Source organism: Paracidovorax wautersii (assembly GCF_900113035.1).
GTDB classification, from domain to species: Bacteria; Pseudomonadota; Gammaproteobacteria; order Burkholderiales; family Burkholderiaceae_C; genus Paracidovorax; species Paracidovorax wautersii.
This window is the reverse complement of sequence record NZ_FONX01000013.1, coordinates 1-16,343: the sequence shown is the minus strand read 5'-3', so window position 1 is coordinate 16,343 and position 16,343 is coordinate 1. Positions and strand designations below refer to the sequence as shown.

Below are 16,343 nucleotides of genomic sequence, written 5' to 3'. Positions count from 1 at the left end.
ACAGTCACTGCGGCGCCAGCCAGCGGGCGGCGGCGGCCGCGTCGGTGACGGCCAGGCGCACGGTGTCCGCCGCGCGTCCGGGCTGCGGCTGCAGGTCCAGCGTCAGCCGCATCAGGCGCCGGTCGCGCGCGACGAGGGCCGTGACCTGGGTGGCGGAGCCGGCATAGAGCGGCAGGTCTTCGAGCTTCGTCAGGCGCCAGGCGCCTCCCTCGGGCGTTTCCACCCCCAGCCACTCGTCGCCCGCCATGAAGCCCGCCTTTTCGGCCAGCCCGCCGCGCAGCACGACCTTGGCCTGCAGGCCGCCCGATTCGCCCACCCGCAGGCCCAGGCGCTGCGCCCATTGCGGGGCTTCTTCGTGCAGCGTGACGCCGTGGGCGGCCAGCAGCTCGGCCAGCGGCAGGTCCTGCGTGCCGTGCGCCCAGGCCGCGATCTCGCGGGACCAGTCCCGGCCCGAGAGCGACTTGAGCACCTGCAGCAGGTCGGCCTCCTTCATGGGACCGCCGGCGCAGCGCTGCCAGAGGCCGCGCATGACCGCGTCCAGCGTGGTGCGGCCTTCGCGCCGCAGGGCCAGGTCCAGGCACAGGGCCACCAGCGAGCCCTTGGTGTAGTAGCTCACCGTGGCGTTGGGCGTGTTCTCGTCCTGGCGGTAGTACTTGATCCAGGCGTCGAAGCTCGCCTCGGCCACCGACTGCACGTGCCGGCCGGGCGTCTGCAGCACCTGGTTGGCGGCCTTGGTCAGCAGGCGCAGGTAGGCGGCATCGTCCAGCAGGCCGCAGCGGCGCAGCAGCAGGTCGTCGTAGTAGCTGGTGAAGCCCTCGAAGAACCAGAGCAGTTCGGTGTAGTTCTCCTGGCCGTAGTCGTAGCGCGCGAACTCGGAAGGGCGCAGGCGCTTGACGTTCCAGGTGTGGAAATACTCGTGGCTGATGAGGCCCAGCAGCGTGGTGTAGCCCTCGGGCGTGCGGGCCTCGCCCTGGCGGGGCAGGTCGCGCCGGCCGCAGATGAGGGCGGTGGAGTTGCGGTGCTCCAGCCCGCCGTAGCCGTCGTCCACCACGTTCAGCATGAAGACGTAGCTGCCGTGCGGCGGCTTGGGCGAGGGGCCGTGCCAGAAGCGGATCAGCTCCTCGCAGATGCGGCGCGTGTCGGCCACCAGGCGTTCGCCGTCGAAGGAGGGCGCGGCGCCGGCCACCACCAGGCGGTGCGGCACGCCGCAGGCCGTGAAGCGGGCGCTCCAGAACGGGCCCATCTCCACGGGGCAGTCCACCAGTTCGTCGTAGTCGGCGGCCCGGTAGGTGCCGAAGCCCTGGCGCGTGACCTTGGCGGGCGCAAGGCCGGTGGCGACCGACCAGCCGCTCAAGGCCGGCGTGCGGACGACTTCCAGCGTATGGGCCGCGGATTCCTGGCCGTGCACGCGCAGGCAGAGGCTGGTGCCGTTGAAGAAGCCGCGCGAGGCGTCCAGCCAGGCGGTGCGCACCGAGGTGTCATAGGCCACCACCTGATAGGTCAGCACCAGCGGCGAGCCTTTCTTGCACTGGGCCTGCCAGCGGTGCTTGTCCAACTGCTTGAGAGCGACCGGCTCGCCGTTCTGCGTGGCCCGCAGCGACTGCAGGTTCTTGGAGAACTCGCGCACCAGGTAGCTGCCGGGAATCCAGACGGGCAGGGACAGCTCCTGCCGCGCCGCGGGCGCCGCCACGGTGAGCGTCACCGCATACAGATGGGCGTGCGGGTCGGCGGCTTCGACACGGTAGTGGACCGGGCCGGCGGAAGACGGGGAGCGGGGTGCTGCGGGCATGGACGGGATGGCGGATGCGCCAATACAGGAAAGAAGGGCGCTGCCATGGTGGCGGCAGCGCCCGTGAAGAAGAGCTTGCGGCCTGGGCCGCAGGCGGTCGTCAGTTGCTGGCGGTGCCGATTTCGGCGAAGCGCTTTTCGATCGCGGCGGCGCCGATGGCGCCCGGCACGCGCGTGCCGTCGGCGAACAGCACGGTGGGCGTGCCGGTGATCTTGTGCTTCTTGCCGAAGGCCAGGTTGCGCTGCACGGCGCCGGTGTCGCAGGTGGCGGCCTCGGGCACCTTGTCGCGCACCATCAGGTCCTGCCAGGCGGCGGCGCGATCCTTGGCGCACCAGAGGTTGCGCGACTTCTCGGCCGAATCGGGGCTCAGGATGGGGTAGAGGAACAGATAGACCGTGACGTTGTCCACGTTCTGCAGGTCCTTCTCGAACCGCTTGCAGTAGCCGCAGTTCGGGTCTTCGAACACCGCCAGCTTGCGCTTGCCGTTGCCGCGCACGATGGTGAACGCGTCCTTCAGGGGCAGGGCGGAGAAGTCGATCGCCGTCAGCTTGTTGATGCGGTCTTCGGTCAGGTTGCGGCGCGCCTGCGTGTCGATCAGCTCGCCCTGGATGATGTAGTTGCCCTTGGCGTCGGTGTAGAACACGTCGGTGCCCACGCGCACTTCGTAGAGGCCCTTCATGGGCGTGGCCACCACTTCATCGATCTTGCCGAACTGCGGAATGCGCTGGCCCAGGGCCTTGCGGATCTCGGCCTCCTGCGCATGGGCGCCGAAGCTCAGGGCCAGGGTGGCGGCGGCCAGCAGGGCGGGGAGGAGTGGTTTCGCTTTCAATGTCGTGTCCTTCGTCGTCGTTCGTTCACTGAATGAAGAGGTGTTCCGGTGATTCGGCGTGCCGGATCAGCGCAGGCCCATGGCCCGGGTGGCGACCCAGTCCTTGAGCGGGCCGCTGAGCTGGAAGCCCTGCATGCCCCAGTTGCGCACGGCCTGCACGGGCGCTTCGGTGCGCGCGAACAGCTGCTGCAGCCCGTCCATCGTCAGGCCCAGCGGCAGCAGGCCCGCCTTGCGCTCGCGCTCGTAGCGCCGCAGCAGCCGCATGTCGCCGATGCCGCGCCAGTAGTCGCGTTCGCGCAGCAGACGCGCCAGCGCCTCGGCATCGGCCAGTCCCAGGTTCAGGCCCTGGCCGGCCAGCGGATGCACCGTGTGCGCCGCATCGCCCGCCAGCACCCAGGTACGCTGCGCGCCCTTGGCCGGCTGCACCGGCATGGCGCCGCACCAGCGGCGGGCGCGGGCCTGCTGCAGCGGCCAGCAGGCCCGGCCGCCGACTTGCTGCAGCGTGCCCAGGGCGTTCTGGCTCGCGTCCTGCAGGCGATGGGCGAACGTTTCGGCATCCAGGGCCATGCGCTCGGCGGCCTGTTCCTGGGGGACTGACCACACCACGGCGACGGAGTTCCCCTCGGCGCCGTCCAGCGGCAGGAAGGCGAGGATGCCGTCGGGCAGGAACCATTGGCGCGCGACCTGCCCGTGCGGGCGTTCGCAGTGCAGGCGGGTGGCGATGGCGTGCTGCGCGTAGGGCGTGACGTCGAATTCCACGCCCAGCTCCTGGCGGGTGCTGCTGGCGCGGCCTTCGCAGATGACGGTGAGCGGGGCGGGCACCGGGGCGGGCACCAGCTCCACCTGGGGCTGGAAGCGCACGGCCTCGGCCAGGCGCGCTTCGAGCGCGGGAACGTCCACGATCCAGGCCAGGGCATCCGCGCTCTGGCGGGCCGCGTCGAAGGTGACCCGGCCGCTCTGGTCGCCATGCACTTCCATCTGCCGCACGGCGGTGGCGTGGGCGGCGTCGGGCCAGCTGCGCACGGATTCGAGCAGGCTGCGGGAGGCCGCGTTCAGCGCATAGGCGCGGATGTCGGCAGCAGCGGGTGCCGCGTCGGTGGCGGGGCTGCCCACCAGGGCTACCCGCAGCCGTTCGCGGGCCAAGAGCAGTGCGAGCGTGCGGCCGACTACACCGGCCCCACGGATACAGACATCGAAAGTTTGCGCCATGCCGGATTGTAGGAGCCGGCGTTCCCCGGCACGCGCGATGCGGCGATGTCCCTGGCCGAGGGGCAAAATCCCGCTCCTGTCTTTCTCGGCCGCTTCGCTGCCCCATCCGTGCCTTCCAGGACCGCCCCGTGACCTTTCGCCCCGATCTCGACCTCTGCGGCAGCATCGCCCGCCTGTTCGTCCACCCGGTCAAGTCCTGCGCAGGCGTGGAGGTGCGCGAAGCCCTGCTGACCCCGGCCGGGCTGGCGCTGGACCGCGCCTTCATGGTGGTGGACGGCCAGGGCGCCTTCCTCACCCAGCGCGGGCATGCCCGCATGGCGCTGGTGCGGCCCGAGATCCAGACCCCTGAACGCATGGTGCTGCAGGCCCCGGGCATGCCGGCGCTGCACGTCTCCCTGCAGGCGATGGACGGCCCGCCGGCCCGCGTGAGCGTGTGGGACGACGTGGTGCCGGCCCGGGACATGGGCGAGCTCGCCGCGCAATGGTTCAGCGACTTCCTGGGGCTGGCCTGCCGGCTGGTGCGGTTCGACCCCGCCCACCGGCGCCTCTCCAGCCTGCAGTGGACGGGTGGCGCCGAGGCGCCGAACCAGTTTTCCGACGGATTCCCGCTGCTGGTCGTGAGCCAGGCCTCGGTCGATGGCCTGAACGAGCGGCTGCTGGCGGCGGGCCAGCCTGCCGTGGGCGTGGAACGCTTTCGCCCCAACATCGTGATCGACGGCGTCGAGGCGCACGACGAAGACCGCATCGATGCGCTCCACGTCGGCACGCCCGAGGGCGGAGTCCGGCTGCAGCTGGTCAAGCCCTGCGTGCGCTGCCCCATTCCCGACATCGACCCCGCCACGGCCGAAAGCACGCCCGCCGTGGGCGATGCGCTGCGCCGCTACCGGCAGGACCGGCGCCTGGACGGCGCCATCAGCTTCGCCATGAACGCCATCGTGGGCGAGGGCGCCGGCCGGTGGCTGCGCGTGGGCCAGCCCATCGCCGCCGACCTGCGCTTCGACTGAGAACGTGAACACGTCCTGAGGCGTTGGGCCGGATACGGGGCGTTCCGCATGCCTTCGGGCGGGTGCCCCGGGGCCTTCGCGTGCCGCACCCTTAAAATCGGCGGTTTGTCTTCCCGAACCCTGAAAGCCCTGCCATGAGCCTGAAATGCGGCATCGTGGGTCTGCCCAACGTGGGCAAGTCCACTCTCTTCAACGCCCTCACCAAGGCCGGCATCGCCGCCGAGAACTATCCGTTCTGCACCATCGAGCCCAATACCGGCGTGGTGGAGGTGCCCGACCCCCGCCTGCAGCAGCTGTCCCAGATCATCACGCCCGAGCGCGTGGTGCCGGCCATCGTCGAATTCGTGGACATCGCCGGCCTGGTGGCCGGTGCCAGCAAGGGCGAAGGCCTGGGCAACCAGTTCCTGGCCCACATCCGCGAGACCGACGCCATCGTCAACGTCGTGCGCTGCTTCGAAGACCCGAACGTGATCCACGTGGCCGGCCGCGTGGACCCGATCGCCGACATCGAAGTCATCCAGACCGAGCTGTGCCTGGCCGACCTCGCCACCGTCGAAAAGGCCCTGAACCGCTACAGCAAGGCCGCCAAGTCGGGCAACGACAAGGAGGCCGCCAAGCTGGTCTCGCTGCTCACGCCCATCCAGGCCGCGCTCGACCAGGGCAAGCCCGCGCGCACGGTGCCCGTCAGCAAGGAAGACGCGCCCCTGCTCAAGCCGTTCTGCCTGATCACGGCCAAGCCCGCCATGTTCGTGGGCAACGTCGCCGAAGACGGCTTCGAGAACAACCCGCTGCTCGACAAGCTCAAGGCCTATGCCGAAGCCCAGGGCGCCCCGGTGGTGGCCATCTGCGCCAAGATCGAGGCCGAAATGGCCGAGATGGAAGACGAAGACCGCGACATGTTCCTGCAGGAACTGGGCCTCGAAGAGCCCGGCCTGAACCGCCTGATCCGCGCCGGCTTCAAGCTGCTGGGCCTGCAGACCTACTTCACCGCCGGTGTGAAGGAAGTTCGCGCCTGGACCATCAAGGTGGGCGACACCGCGCCCCAGGCGGCCGGCGTGATCCACGGCGACTTCGAGCGCGGCTTCATCCGCGCGCAGACCATCGCCTTCGAAGACTTCATCGCCTTCAAGGGCGAGCAGGGCGCCAAGGACGCGGGCAAGATGCGCGCCGAAGGCAAGGAATACGTCGTCAAGGACGGCGACGTGATGAACTTCCTGTTCAACGTCTGATGCCAGCCGCCGGGCCCTACCAGGGGCCGTGGCGGCGGATATGCCAGGAAAAAGGCCCCGCGGATGCGGGGCTTTTTTCATGGCGCGGCGGCTGCCGGCAGGGGGCTTTTGGCAAGTCCGGCCCCTGGCCCGCGGGGGATGCTTCCCAGAACCATCTGTCGCCATGCGCTTACATGGCAATGCGCCTGATACGCAACACAATCACCCCCTGTTTTCTTTACGAGGGTGGTCATGAAAAAAGAAACAACAACAACATCAGGCTCATGGGCGCGTGGGGCCACGCTGGCCCTGCTGGTCGTGATGGCCGTCGCTCTCGGCGCCGGCGGCGGCTGGCTGCTGGCCCTGGGCGGCTCCGCGTATTACCTGCTGGCAGCGCTCGCGCTCGCCGCCGTGGCGCTGGCCTACTGGCGGGGTTCCACCCTCAGCCTGTGGCTGTATGCGGTCTGGCTGATCGCGACGCTGGGCTGGAGCCTCTGGGAGGCCGGGACCGACTTCTGGGCCCTCGCGCCCCGCGTGGATATCTGGTTCCTGTTCGGCCTGTGGCTGCTGCTGCCCTGGGCGTCGCGCTCTCTCGTCGGGCGCAGCGCGGCGCCCAAGGCGCTGATGGGCGCCGCCATGGTAGCCACGCTGGGCGTGCTCGGCTATGCGCTCCTGCATGATCCGCAGGAGGTGAACGGCACGATCGCGCGCAGCCAGCCCGCCGCCGCGCAGCCGGTGGCCGGCGTCGCCCCCCAGGACTGGCCTGCCTACGGCCGGACGGAAGCCGGCGTGCGCTATTCGCCGCTCGCGCAGATCAACGAGCGCAACGTCAAGGATCTGAAGGTCGCCTGGACCTATCACACCGAAGATTTCAAGACCGCCAACGATTCGGGCGAGACCACCAACGAGGTGACGCCGATCAAGGTGGGCGACAAGGTCTTCATCTGCACGACCCACCAGTTCCTCGATGCCCTGGATGCCTCCACCGGCAAGCGCCTGTGGCGCTTCGACCCCCGGCTCAAGGCCGACCGCACCTTCCAGCATCTGACCTGCCGCGGCGTGGCCTATCACGACGCGGGCAATTCCGAACGCTTCGCCAAAAGCGCCTCGCGCCAGCCGGGTTCGGCGCCGTCTGCGGTCTGCCCGCGCAAGGTGATCCTGCCGGTCAACGACGGCCGCCTGATCGCGGTCAATGCCGATAACGGCCAGCCCTGCAGCGATTTCGGCCGCGGAGGCGAGATCGATCTGCAGGCCAACATGCCCTATCCGTACCCCGGCGGCTACAACCCCACCTCGCCGCCCGTGGTGACGGCCTCCACCATCGTGATCGGTGGTTCGGTGACGGACAACCTCTCCAACCGGGAGCCGTCGGGCGTGATCCGCGGCTACGACGTGAACACCGGCGCCTTGCGCTGGGTGTTCGATACCGGCGCGCAGGACCCGAACCAGATGCCGGGCGAGAAGGGCGTGTTCGCGCACAACTCGCCGAACGCCTGGGCGCCCCTGGCCTATGACGCGGGCAGCGACACGGTGTACGTGCCGACCGGCGTCGGCACGCCCGACATCTGGGGCGGCGACCGCACCGAGCTCAAGGAGCGCTATGCGAACGCCGTGCTGGCGCTCGACGCCAGCACCGGCCGGCTGATCTGGCATTTCCAGACCACGCACCACGACCTGTGGGACATGGACGTGCCTTCGCAGCCCTCGCTGCTCGATCTGCGCCTGCCTTCGGGCCAGACCGTGCCGGCCATCTACGTGCTGACCAAGACCGGCAACGTGTTCGTGCTCAACCGCACGACGGGCGCGCCCATCCTGCCCGTGCAGGAGCGGGCGGTGCCGCAGACCGTGCAGCGCGGCCCGCAGACCCGCGGCGAGCGCTATTCGCCCACGCAGCCCTTCTCGCCGCTGAATCTGGCGCCCGCAGAGCGCCTGGACGGCGCCAAGATGTGGGGCGCGACCATGTTCGACCAGCTGGCCTGCCGCATCATCTTCCACCGCCTGAACTACGAGGGCATCTACACCCCGCCGTCGGAGAACGGCACGCTGGTGTTCCCGGGCAACCTGGGCGTGTTCGAGTGGGGCGGCATGTCCGTCAACCCGGACCGCCAGGTCGCCCTGATGAACCCGCTGGCGCTGCCTTTCGTGAGCCGGCTGATTCCCGAGAAGGCCGACCGCCCGCGCACCGAACGCGGCGCCGGCACCGAAAACGGTGTCCAGCCGATGTACGGCGTGCCTTACGGCGTGGAGATCAACCCCTTCCTCTCGCCGCTCGGACTGCCGTGCAAGCAGCCCGCATGGGGCTTCGTGACGGGCGTCGATCTGCAGTCGCACGAGGTCGTCTGGAAGAAGCGCATCGGCACCATCCGCGACAGCCTGCCGGCGCTGTTCCAGCTGCCGCCCATGAAGATCGGCGTGCCCGGCCTGGGCGGCGTCATCTCCACGGCCGGCAACGTGATGTTCGTGGCCGCGACGCAGGACAACTACCTGCGCGCCTACGACGTGAGCAACGGCGATCTGCTGTGGGAGGCGCGCCTGCCGGCGGGCGGACAGGCCACGCCCATGACGTACGAGGCCGATGGGCGCCAGTACGTACTCATCATGGCCGGCGGCCACGGCTCCTTCGGCACGAAGATGGGCGACTCGCTGATGGCCTACGCGCTGCCGCGCTGAGCGGCGAAGGCGAACGCGACGGGCGGGAGGCAGGCCACCGGGGCCTGCTGCCGCACCGGCCGCGCCCCTCGTGCCTTGCGTGTCTCTCGATCTCTCGTATCGGCACCGCCGCAGCCCAGGCGCAGGGACTGCGGCAGCAGGGGCTCACAGGTACTTGGTGAGCTCCTTCATTTCCTGAACCGCCGCGCTTGACGCGGCCTCCCCCCGTTGCGCTGCGCCTTGCAGGCTGCGGCCGATGTGGTCGTGGACCAGGCTGCGCTTGGCGTTGGCCACCGCTTTCTCCACCGCCTGCAGCTGCTGGACGATCTCCAGCGGAGCGCGTTTGTCATCCAGCATGGCCAGAATGCTCTTGAGGTGGCCCTGGGCGCGCTTGAGGCGCTTGGTGACGTCGGGGTAGGCGGTGCTGGGGTCTGTCATCGTTCTGTCATCCTATCCTCCTGGAGGGGATGCGGAATTATTGCATTGGCCCAGTTACAATTCGCCGCCTTTGGGCTAGGGGGCTTGCGGGATAGGCCAGCGGTGGTGGCGTGTTTCCGGGGGCGTCGATGATGGAAGAGCCGTCGCGGTGGCGGTGGCTCGCTGAGGCGGTATGCGCTGTCTGCGCCCGCCAGGAGTTCACATGCGTTTGAATGGTTTCATGGCGCGCCCGCTGGCGCGCTTGCAGGGCGTGGCGGTGCTGGCTGCCGCGCTCGTCCCCGTACTGGCCCAGGCACAGGCTGCCGAAACGGTGGAGACGGAGAACTGGAATGCCAAGTTCCAGTCCACCTACGTCTGGCAGCGCAAGCCGTCGTTTTCCGCCGCGTATTCCGGGCCCAACAGCCTGACGGTGGACAAGGAGCGCAGCTATTCCTTCACGGCGACGGCCTTCCTGGGCTGGCGGCCGTGGACGGGCGGGGAGCTCTACTTCAACCCCGAGGCGGCGCAGGGCGTGCCGCTGTCCAACCTCACGGGCCTGGGCGGCCTCACCAACGGCGAGATGGCGCGCACCTCCGGGCCCGAGCTCAAGTTCTACCGGGCGCGCCTCTTCCTGCGCCAGACCTGGGGCATGGGCGGCGAGCAGGAAGCGGTCGAATCCGGCCCCAACCAGCTGGCCGGCATGGTGGACAAGCGCCGCTGGGTGCTGACGGCGGGCAACCTGTCGGTGACCGACATCTTCGACGCCAACACCTATAGCCACGATCCGCGCACCCAGTTCCTGAACTGGTCGATCATGACGCACGGCTCCTACGACTTCGCGGCGGATGCGCGGGGCTACACCTGGGGCGCGGCGCTGGAGTGGTACCACGACGACTGGGCCCTGCGCGTGGGCCGCTTCATCCAGCCCAAGCTGCCCAACCAGCAGCAGCTGGACCGCGACATCTTCAGCCACTACGGCGACCAGATCGAGCTGGAGCATTCGCACACGCTCGGCGGCCAGCCGGGCACGGTGCGGCTGCTGGCCTTCCACAACCGGACGCGCATGTCGCGCTTCCAGGACGCGCTGAACCTCGCCGCACGCACGGGCACGACGCCGGACATCAACGCCGTGCGCACCGACGTGCAGGGCAAGAGCGGCTTCGGCATCAACATCGAGCAGGCCGTGAACGACGACGTGGGCCTCTTTCTGCGCGCCAGCCGCGCCGACGGCAAGACCGAGACCTATGCCTTCACCGAGATCGAGCGCTCGCTTTCGGGCGGCGTGCTGGTCAAGGGCGGCTCCTGGGGCCGTGCGGACGACACCCTGGGCGTGGCCTTCGCGCGCAACGGCCTTTCCAGCGTGCATCGCCGCTATCTGGAAGCCGGCGGCGTGGGCTTCTTCATCGGCGACGGGCGCCTGAACTACCGGCCCGAGATGATCTACGAGACCTTCTACAACATCAAGCTGGCCAAGGCAGCGTGGCTGACGTTCGACTGGCAGTACATCCGCAACCCGGCCTACAACGCCGACCGCGGGCCGGTGAACGTGGGCTCGGTGCGGCTGCACACCGAGTTCTGACCGGCACCGGGTGCCGGCGCGAAGGGGCGGCCGCCGGCAGGGCGGGCCGCCCTTTTTTATGGGAAAAAGCCGTGAAACGCTTGAGAATCAAGCGCTTATTGCTATTGATTCGATAGCATCCTGCGGAGTCCTAGGCCAGGCGATCAGTGCGCCACGGCGCCGGGCCAGAGATAGAGCAGGCCGGCCGTCATCACCAGATAGCGCGCGAACTTGCCCACCGCCATGTAGGCCAGGCAGGGCCAGAACGGCAGCTTGAGCCAGCCCGCCACGGCGCAGAGCGGGTCGCCCACCACGGGCAGCCAGCTCAGCAGGCAGGCCTTGGGGCCGAAGCGCTCCAGCCACTTCAGCGCGCGGGGCTCCTTGTGGAAGCCGCGGGCCTTGTCCACCGCCTTGTGCGCGCCCAGGCCCATCCACCAGCTGAGCGCGCCGCCCAGCGTGTTGCCGGCGGTGGCCACCAGCACGGCGGGCCAGAAGAGTTCGGGGTTGATCTTGATGAGGCCGAAGACGGCCGGCTCCGAGCCCAGCGGCAGGAGCGTGGCCGATATGAACGACACCACGAAGACGGTGCTCAGGCCGAACTGGGGCAGGGCCAGCACGTCCATGAGATGGTTCATCCAGATTTCCATAAGTGCCGCCGAGTGTAGGCGGGGGCTCTGGCCGCGCCGTGTAGCCCGGCGCGCCGTCCGGCGGTGGGCCCTGGTGCGGCGGGCTCCGGCCGGCCCCGCCATCGGCCGAAATGGCGGGCGGCTACAATCTTGCCTCCTTTTTCAGCACGCGCTGCCCTCCCCATCCCCCCGCCCCCATGCACATCGGCCATATTCCCTTGGCGAATCGTCTGTTCGTCGCGCCCATGGCGGGCGTGACGGACCGGCCTTTCCGCCAGCTGTGCAAGGCGCTGGGGGCGGGCTACGCGGTCAGCGAGATGGTGACCTCGCGCAAGGACTTGTGGAACAGCCTCAAGACCTCGCGCCGGGCCAACCACGAGGGCGAGCCCGGCCCGATCGCCGTGCAGATCGCGGGCACCGACGCGGCCATGATGGCCGAGGCCGCGCTCTACAACATCGACCGCGGCGCCGAGATCATCGACATCAACATGGGCTGCCCGGCCAAGAAGGTCTGCAACAAGTGGGCGGGTTCCGCCCTGATGCAGAACGAGGCGCTGGCCATCGAGATCGCGCAGGCGGTGGTCGATGCCTGCGCGCCGCGCAACGTGCCCGTCACGCTCAAGATGCGCACCGGCTGGTGCCAGCAGCACAAGAACGCCGTGCAGCTCGCGCGGGCGTTCGAGGGCGTGGGCATCCAGATGCTCACGGTGCACGGCCGCACGCGCGAACAGGGCTACAAGGGCCATGCCGAGTACGACACCATCGCCGCCGTGAAAGCGGCGGTGCGCGTGCCGGTGGTGGCCAACGGCGACATCACCTCGCCCGAGAAGGCGCAGGCGGTGCTCGCCGCCACGGGGGCCGACGCGATCATGGTCGGCCGCGCGGCGCAGGGCCGGCCGTGGATCTTCCGCGAGATCGGCCACTACCTCGCCACGGGCGAGCACCTGGCCCCGCCGCTGGTGGCCGAGGTGCGCCGCCTGCTGCTGGACCACCTGCAGGACCACTACGGCCTCTACGGCGAGGCGACGGGCGTGCGCAGCGCGCGCAAGCACATCGCCTGGTACGTGCGGGCGCTGCCCGGCGGCGAGGCCTTCAGACAACACATCAACACCATCGAGGACTGCGCGGCGCAGTGGCAGGCGGTGGCCGATTACTTCGACGCGCTGGGCGCCTCGATGGACCGGCTGCCCCCGGCCGACGCCGACGCCGGTGCCGACACGGAGCCGAGAGAACGGACGGATGAGCAAGCAACATATTGAGGAATGCGTGCGCGAGAGCCTGCAGGGCTACTTTCGCGACCTGGGGGGCGAAACGCCCGACGGCATGTACGACATGCTGGTGCGCCTGGTCGAAAAACCGCTGCTGGAAGTGGTGATGAGCCATGCCGACAACAACCAGTCCCGCGCCGCCGAATGGCTGGGGCTGAACCGCAACACGCTGCGCAAGAAGCTGGTGGAGCACAAGCTGCTCTGAGGCTCCGGTGAAAGCGTTTGCTCCTGAAAACATAGCTGCCTGCGCTTGATCTGCCTGCGCTGGCGACCGATTCCATTGCCATCAAGAACCGCCCCCCCTGAACCCATGAACGCACTACTTTCCGTCTCCGACAAGACCGGCATCGTCGAATTCGCGCAGGCGCTGCATGCCCTCGGCATCCGCCTGCTGTCCACCGGCGGCACCGCCAAGCTGCTGGCCGACAAGGGCCTGCCCGTCACCGAGGTGGCCGAGGTCACCCAGTTCCCCGAAATGCTCGACGGCCGCGTCAAGACGCTGCACCCCAAGGTGCATGGCGGCCTGCTGGCCCGCCGCGACCTGCCCGCGCACATGGCCGCGCTGAAGGAACACGGCATCGACACCATCGACCTGCTGGTGGTCAACCTCTACCCGTTCGAGGCGACCGTGGCCAAGCCCGGCTGCACGCTGGCCGACGCGATCGAGAACATCGACATCGGCGGCCCGGCCATGGTGCGCAGCGCCGCCAAGAACTGGCAGGACGTGGGCGTGGTCACCTCGGCCGACCAGTACGAAGCCGTGCTGGGCGAGCTCAAGGCCGCCGGCAAGCTGTCCGACAAGCTGCGCTTCGCGCTGTCGGTGGCCGCGTTCAACCGCATCGCGCAGTACGACGGCGCGATCAGCGACTACCTCTCTTCCGTCACCTTCGAGGCCGAGAAGCTGTCCGAGGCTTACGTGCCCGAGCGCAGCCAGTTCCCCGGCCAGAGCAACGGCCAGTTCGTCAAGGTGCAGGACCTGCGCTACGGCGAGAACAGCCACCAGCAGGCGGCGCTCTACCGCGACCTCCACCCCGCACCCGGCTCCATCGTCACGGGCGAGCAGCTGCAGGGCAAGGAGCTTTCGTACAACAACATCGCCGACGCCGACGCCGCCTGGGAATGCGTCAAGAGCTTCGACGTGCCGGCCTGCGTGATCGTCAAGCACGCCAACCCCTGCGGCGTGGCCGTGGGCGCCGACGTGGCCGAAGCCTACGGCAAGGCCTTCCAGACCGACCCCACCAGCGCCTTCGGCGGCATCATCGCCTTCAACCGCCCGGTGGACGCGGCTGCCGCGCAGCACGTGGTCAAGCAGTTCGTCGAAGTGCTGATGGCGCCCGCCTTCACGCCCGAGGCGCTGGAGATCTTCCGCCCCAAGGCCAATGTGCGCCTGCTCAAGATCGCGCTGCCCGAACAAGCCGGTGACTCGGCCTGGAGCCGCGGCCGCAACGCCATGGACGCCAAGCGCATCGGCTCCGGCATGCTGCTGCAGTCGGCCGACAACCATGAGCTGGCCCTGGCCGACCTGAAGGTGGTCACCAGGAAGCAGCCCACGCCCCAGGAACTGGAAGACCTGCTCTTCGCCTGGAAGGTCGCCAAGTACGTCAAGAGCAACGCCATCGTCTTCTGCAAGGGCGGCATGACCATGGGCGTGGGCGCCGGCCAGATGAGCCGCCTCGATTCCGCCCGCATCGCCAGCATCAAGGCCGAGCACGCCAAGCTCTCGCTGCAGGGCACGGCCGTGGCGAGCGATGCCTTCTTCCCGTTCCGCGACGGCCTGGACGTGGTGGTGGATGCCGGCGCGACCTGCGTGATCCAGCCCGGCGGCTCCATACGCGACCAGGAAGTGATCGACGCCGCCGACGAGCGCGGCGTGGCCATGGTGTTCAGCGGCGTGCGCCACTTCCGCCATTGAGCCTGAGGGGCCCGTCTGCCGGTGCGGCAGGCAGGCCCGGCGCGAGGCAAACTCGGCGCACACCAAAGGGTGTTATCTAGCTGATGGCCCAAGAGGTCGATGAAACTGCTCTGCGGGGCCTTTTGCTTATTTTTTGAGCATTTCTGTTCGCTTTACGGAGGTATGAAGACCTCCATGAGCAACACACATCGAACCGATACCGTCGTCCAACGGCGTCGCACTTCTCCCGGAGCCAAGTGGCTTCTCAATGAGGTGGCGGCGCTGCGTGGCGAGCTACAGCATGTCCGCGACCATCAAGCCAAATTGGTCCGGCGTGAGGCGGAGCTACAGAGGACCATTGCGGTGCTGGAACTCGTTGTTGCTCCGTTGCCAGTGCCAGCAGGTGTCGAGCCCCCAGTAACCATCAATGCTCATACCTGAATCGCCCCGGGTTTGAACTGACCCCCAGAAGTTGGATGAACTTCAAGGGGTTTCATGAAGAGGTACGAAGTGGAGTTCAAGCTGGAAGTTGTCCAGAGCTTCTTGGAAGGCGAAGGCGGCGCGAAGCTTTTGGCTCGGCGGTGGTCGGTTCCCGAGGAGAAGATCCGCACTTGGGTGAGCCATTACCGTCTCCACGGCATCGACGGCTTGAGCCCCAAGCGCAGCGCGTACAGTGCGCAGTTCAAGCTGCAGGTGCTGGCTCATCAGGATCGCGAGCAGCTTTCCAGCCGTCAGGTCGCGGCGATCTATGACATTCGCAATCCAAACCAGGTCGTGGTCTGGCGACGCAATCTCGATCAAGGCCGCTGGCAAGCGCGCGAGAGGGGGAAAGAAGAGCAGCCCAAGATGAAGCCAGAACGGCGCTCTGCAGCACCGTCGAGCACGGTCGTTGCCGATGCGGAGAGAACCTTGCGGGAAGAGAACGAACGACTGCGCGCGGAGGTCGCGTACCTAAAAAAATTGCAGGCCTTAATTCGGTCGAAGAGGTCAGCTGCGCCGACAAAGCGCGCCTGATTGCCGGGTTGAGGCATGACCATAAGTTGGCGGACCTGTTGCACATAGCGGGCCTGCCGCGCAGCACGTTCTACTACCAATGCCAGGCGACCCAGCACGCCGACCAGCAACGCGCAGTGGAAGCCAGAATCCGCACCATTTACGACGAGCACAAGGGCCGCTACGGATACCGACGCATCACTGCGGTGCTGTGCAATTCAATGGCAGAACCGGTCAACCACAAGTGCGTGCAGCGTCTGATGCAGAAGATGGGGCTGCGCGCGTTGATTCGGGCGAAGAAGAGATCTCGGCATGTTCCGGGCATGAGCGATGAGCACGTGCCCAACGTTCTGCAGCGCGACTTCTGTGCGACCGCCCCGAACCAGAAGTGGGCGACCGATGTCACCGAGTTCAATGTGAGCGGCCACAAGCTCTACCTGTCGGCCTGTATGGACCTGTACAACGGCGAGATCGTCGCGTACCGCATGGCAAGGCGTCCGGTCTTCGAGATGGTTTCCAGCATGCTTGAAGCCGCGCTCTCACGGGCCAGTTGCGTCACCAACCTGATCGTGCACTCCGACCAAGGCTGGCACTACAAGATGCAGCCCTACCGAGCAATGCTCGCGCGACGCGGAGTCAAGCAAAGCATGAGCCGCAAAGGCAACTGCCTCGACAACGCGGCAATTGAAAGCTTCTTCGGCACTCTGAAGGCCGAGTATTTCCATCTCGAAAGGCCCGACAGCGTTGATGCGCTCGAAGCGGGCGTGCATGATTACGTCAACTACTACAACCACGAGCGCATCAAGCTCGGGCTGCAGGGGCTCAGTCCGGTGGGGTACCGATTGAGAAGCTCCGCCTGATCGGCGGAATCGTGACCGTCCAACTTCTGGGGGGCAGTTCAA

The 16,343-nt window shown here is 68.0% G+C and carries 14 protein-coding genes; 9 read left to right on the top strand and 5 right to left on the bottom strand.

Annotated features, from left to right (window positions below; translation table 11 throughout):
* Positions 1-4 precede the first annotated feature (4 nt).
* From BM070_RS17220 to BM070_RS17210, 3 genes are all read right to left on the bottom strand, one after another.
* Entirely contained in the window at positions 5-1,789 is a 1,785-nt protein-coding gene (locus tag BM070_RS17220) for a M61 family metallopeptidase (RefSeq protein ID WP_092940582.1), read from the bottom strand.
* A 100-nt stretch (positions 1,790-1,889) separates the two neighbouring features.
* Positions 1,890-2,618, bottom strand: coding sequence for a DsbC family protein (locus BM070_RS17215; protein WP_092940581.1), 729 nt, complete (start codon positions 2,616-2,618; stop codon positions 1,890-1,892).
* Positions 2,619-2,684: 66 nt separating this feature from the next.
* Positions 2,685-3,827 carry an FAD-dependent monooxygenase gene (locus BM070_RS17210; protein WP_092940580.1) on the bottom strand — a complete coding sequence of 381 codons (1,143 nt, stop codon included), beginning with the start codon at positions 3,825-3,827 and terminating at the stop codon, positions 2,685-2,687.
* A 128-nt stretch (positions 3,828-3,955) separates the two neighbouring features.
* Here BM070_RS17210 and BM070_RS17205 point away from each other — a divergent pair, with 128 nt between their 5' ends.
* From BM070_RS17205 to BM070_RS17195, 3 genes are all read left to right on the top strand, one after another.
* Positions 3,956-4,831 (top strand): MOSC domain-containing protein, encoded by an 876-nt coding sequence (locus BM070_RS17205; RefSeq protein WP_092940579.1) that lies wholly within the window; start codon positions 3,956-3,958, stop codon positions 4,829-4,831.
* A 134-nt stretch (positions 4,832-4,965) separates the two neighbouring features.
* Complete coding sequence (ychF, locus tag BM070_RS17200) at positions 4,966-6,060, top strand: redox-regulated ATPase YchF (RefSeq protein WP_092940578.1); 1,095 nt, start codon at positions 4,966-4,968, stop codon at positions 6,058-6,060.
* Between the two features lie 231 nt (positions 6,061-6,291).
* Positions 6,292-8,709, top strand: coding sequence for a membrane-bound PQQ-dependent dehydrogenase, glucose/quinate/shikimate family (locus tag BM070_RS17195; protein ID WP_092940577.1), 2,418 nt, complete (start codon positions 6,292-6,294; stop codon positions 8,707-8,709).
* Between the two features lie 144 nt (positions 8,710-8,853).
* Here the strand turns inward: BM070_RS17195 and BM070_RS17190 are convergent, their stop codons facing one another.
* Positions 8,854-9,126, bottom strand: a complete 273-nt coding sequence (locus BM070_RS17190; protein WP_092940576.1) for a metal-sensing transcriptional repressor — start codon at positions 9,124-9,126, stop codon at positions 8,854-8,856.
* Between the two features lie 202 nt (positions 9,127-9,328).
* Here BM070_RS17190 and BM070_RS17185 point away from each other — a divergent pair, with 202 nt between their 5' ends.
* The gene (locus BM070_RS17185; RefSeq protein WP_245785275.1) at positions 9,329-10,684 is read left to right on the top strand and encodes a carbohydrate porin; all 1,356 of its coding nucleotides are present in this window, start codon (positions 9,329-9,331) and stop codon (positions 10,682-10,684) included.
* A 143-nt stretch (positions 10,685-10,827) separates the two neighbouring features.
* Here the strand turns inward: BM070_RS17185 and BM070_RS17180 are convergent, their stop codons facing one another.
* Positions 10,828-11,310 (bottom strand): YqaA family protein, encoded by a 483-nt coding sequence (locus BM070_RS17180; RefSeq protein WP_092940574.1) that lies wholly within the window; start codon positions 11,308-11,310, stop codon positions 10,828-10,830.
* 176 nt (positions 11,311-11,486) lie between these two features.
* Here BM070_RS17180 and dusB point away from each other — a divergent pair, with 176 nt between their 5' ends.
* The 5 genes from dusB to BM070_RS17160 all read left to right on the top strand — a co-directional run bounded on the left by dusB (position 11,487) and on the right by BM070_RS17160 (position 16,301).
* Complete coding sequence (gene dusB / locus BM070_RS17175; RefSeq protein ID WP_092940573.1) at positions 11,487-12,548, top strand: tRNA dihydrouridine synthase DusB; 1,062 nt, start codon at positions 11,487-11,489, stop codon at positions 12,546-12,548.
* A complete protein-coding gene (locus BM070_RS17170) occupies positions 12,529-12,762 on the top strand; it encodes a Fis family transcriptional regulator (protein ID WP_092940572.1) in 234 nt (77 codons plus the stop codon). The genes dusB and BM070_RS17170 overlap by 20 nt, the downstream gene beginning before the upstream one ends.
* A 105-nt stretch (positions 12,763-12,867) precedes the next feature.
* A complete protein-coding gene (gene purH, locus BM070_RS17165) occupies positions 12,868-14,469 on the top strand; it encodes a bifunctional phosphoribosylaminoimidazolecarboxamide formyltransferase/IMP cyclohydrolase (protein ID WP_092940571.1) in 1,602 nt (533 codons plus the stop codon).
* 174 nt (positions 14,470-14,643) lie between these two features.
* Complete coding sequence (locus tag BM070_RS24345; RefSeq protein ID WP_139222862.1) at positions 14,644-14,889, top strand: hypothetical protein; 246 nt, start codon at positions 14,644-14,646, stop codon at positions 14,887-14,889.
* Between the two features lie 54 nt (positions 14,890-14,943).
* Positions 14,944-16,301, top strand: a protein-coding gene (locus BM070_RS17160) for an IS3 family transposase (protein WP_245785156.1) whose coding sequence is annotated in 2 segments (ribosomal slippage) — positions 14,944-15,421 and positions 15,421-16,301 — 1,359 coding nt in all. Because the reading frame shifts where the segments join, the coding sequence is not laid out codon by codon here.
* The last annotated feature ends 42 nt before the right edge of the window (positions 16,302-16,343 follow it).